At 39.6% G+C, this 2244-nt stretch carries 2 protein-coding genes, 1 rRNA gene and 1 pseudogene; 3 read left to right on the forward strand and 1 reads right to left on the reverse strand.

The features are described 5' to 3' along the window. Positions 1-202, forward strand: a pseudogene (locus FZC78_RS24075) (group II intron reverse transcriptase/maturase); the annotation flags it as partial. Positions 203-298: 96 nt separating this feature from the next. On the opposite strand, the gene FZC78_RS23240 reads toward FZC78_RS24075, so the two are convergent. Further along, the gene (locus tag FZC78_RS23240) at positions 299-649 is read right to left on the reverse strand and encodes a YgzB family protein (protein ID WP_148942430.1); all 351 of its coding nucleotides are present in this window, start codon (positions 647-649) and stop codon (positions 299-301) included. 152 nt (positions 650-801) lie between these two features. Between FZC78_RS23240 and FZC78_RS23245 the strand changes: the two genes are divergently transcribed. Together FZC78_RS23245 and FZC78_RS23250 are read left to right on the forward strand one after the other, a co-directional pair. Beyond that, a complete protein-coding gene (locus tag FZC78_RS23245) occupies positions 802-1677 on the forward strand; it encodes a nucleotidyltransferase-like protein (protein ID WP_148942431.1) in 876 nt (291 codons plus the stop codon). Between the two features lie 311 nt (positions 1678-1988). Further along, a 16S ribosomal RNA gene (locus FZC78_RS23250) occupies positions 1989-2244 on the forward strand; the annotation flags it as partial.

Below are 2244 nucleotides of genomic sequence, written 5' to 3' on the forward strand. Positions count from 1 at the left end.
GAAGAAAGTTAAAACAAAACATAGAAACCTAACGAAGTTAGGAATACAAACTAACAAGGCTTGGGAATGGGCAAATACTAGGTTGGGTTATTGGCGTATCGCTAAAAGCCCCATCTTAGATAGAGCCCTTGATAACCAATACTGGTCGAATCAAGGGCTCAAGAGTCTGCTTATGAGATATCAAACTTTGCGTTTGACTTAATTGAAACCGCCGTATACCGAACGGTACGTACGGTGGTGTGAGAGGTCGGGGGTTAGTCACCCCCTCCTACTCGATTTCTTTTGGGCGCTATAAGAGTTACCCCTTATTCTTATTGTAACTTTCATTGAAATCTTTTCCTTCGAGACCTTTGTCAAGAGTTAGAGGCTCATTACAATACATGCACATATCGACTCGTCCAAGAATTTTCGTAGGTTTGCCGCAATTCGGACATACAACCTGCACCGCCTTGGTGGATAACATGCCGATCCAGAAGTAAACCACAGTACTTCCCGCAATAGCGAGTAATCCAAGCAGCATAAAAATTGTCATAACAATAGGGTGTTCTCTAAAGAAAATTCCGCCGTACATAATGATGAAGCCTATAAAAATCAAGCTCAGAGCAAAGGTGCGGATTTTATTAATTTTACTGGAATATTTTTTGGCCATTATTGTCCCTCCTAAAAAAATACTATACCATATTTATTTGATATTGAGTGCAGCGGACATGAGTTTGTCGAAATTTGACTGTGGAAGAGGAAGGATTTTTAATTTCCCCGTCGAAATAGTAATCCAATGAAAGTAAGTGGAGGAATCAAAAGATGGAAGATATATTAAGACCCATATACCAAGAAAGAGCAAGCCACCCCGATACTTTAGGAGTACTGATGATCGACCAGCGGCAAAAAGCGAGCCCGCTGACGGATACTTTTGATGTTGTTTTACTTATTATAGTGAAGGAATCCGAAACTCCTGTTTTTATAAAGCATTATTCCTATGAACAGCAAAAAGCGGCCCTTCATATAATAAGTGAGGAAAAATTGAAAGAATGGATGCTTCTCGGAACAAACAGAAAAATCGTAGAATGGCTGTTTAATGGAAAGATCATTTTTGACAGAAATGAATATATAAGCAATTTAAAAATGGAATTAAGGGATTTCCCGTTCTATGGAAGGAAAATAAAAATAGGATTGGAGTTTTCTAAACTTATCCGCAGGTACCTCGACGGTAAAGCATTTTTTGAAAACAAACATCATCTTGATGCTTATAACCATGTCGTTCATTCTTTGCACCATCTCGCAAGGCTCGCAGTAATCGAAAACGGATTTCATCCGGAAGTGACGGTGTGGAATCAGGTTAAACAGATTGAGCCTGAAATTTTTAAATTATATGAAGAACTGATCAATAGCAGGGAAGATCTGGAGAAAAGGCTCGAATTATTATTTCTTGCAAGTGAATTCCTTATCCATTCCAGACTGAAAATTGGATCGGAACATCTGATAAGTATTATGGAGGAAAAAGAACAATGGAGTTTCAATGAACTTTTGGAACATGAAGAAATCCAGCCATACTCCGTAGATCTCAGTGTGCTGATCGAATATCTTACAGAAAAGAACATACTCCAGACAGTCAGAGTGGAGACAAAGGGACAAGGTCTTTTCCATAGATACTACAGAGTTCCCGAAAAATTATATTAAAATACCATAAATGTGTTGACTTCGATTTAGAACCTTGTTATAGTAATAAACGTCGCTGCTGAACGAAATAATATTTTTGGTCAGTGGCGACTGAAATACACAAAAACATCTCTTAAAACTTTTTTAAAAAAGTTATTGACTCAATAACAAAGAGATGTTAAGATAATAAAGTCGCTTCAAACGGAGCGCCGAACAAATTGAACCTTGAAAACTGAACAAAACAACAAACAAAACGTCAACGTTAATCTAGTAAGAACATGTTTCTTACAAAGTTGCTAACACTTTAATTAGCAAATGAGCAAGTCAAACTTCTTTCGGAGAGTTTGATCCTGGCTCAGGACGAACGCTGGCGGCGTGCCTAATACATGCAAGTCGAGCGGACTGATGGGAGCTTGCTCCCTGAAGTCAGCGGCGGACGGGTGAGTAACACGTGGGTAACCTGCCTGTAAGACTGGGATAACTCCGGGAAACCGGGGCTAATACCGGATAGTTCTTTTCCTCGCATGAGGAAAAGTGGAAAGGCGGCTTCGGCTGCCACTTACAGATGGACCCGCGGCGCATTAGCTA

It is taken from the genome of Rossellomorea vietnamensis (genome assembly GCF_008180415.1).
Classification (GTDB): domain Bacteria; phylum Bacillota; class Bacilli; order Bacillales; family Bacillaceae_B; genus Rossellomorea; species Rossellomorea vietnamensis_C.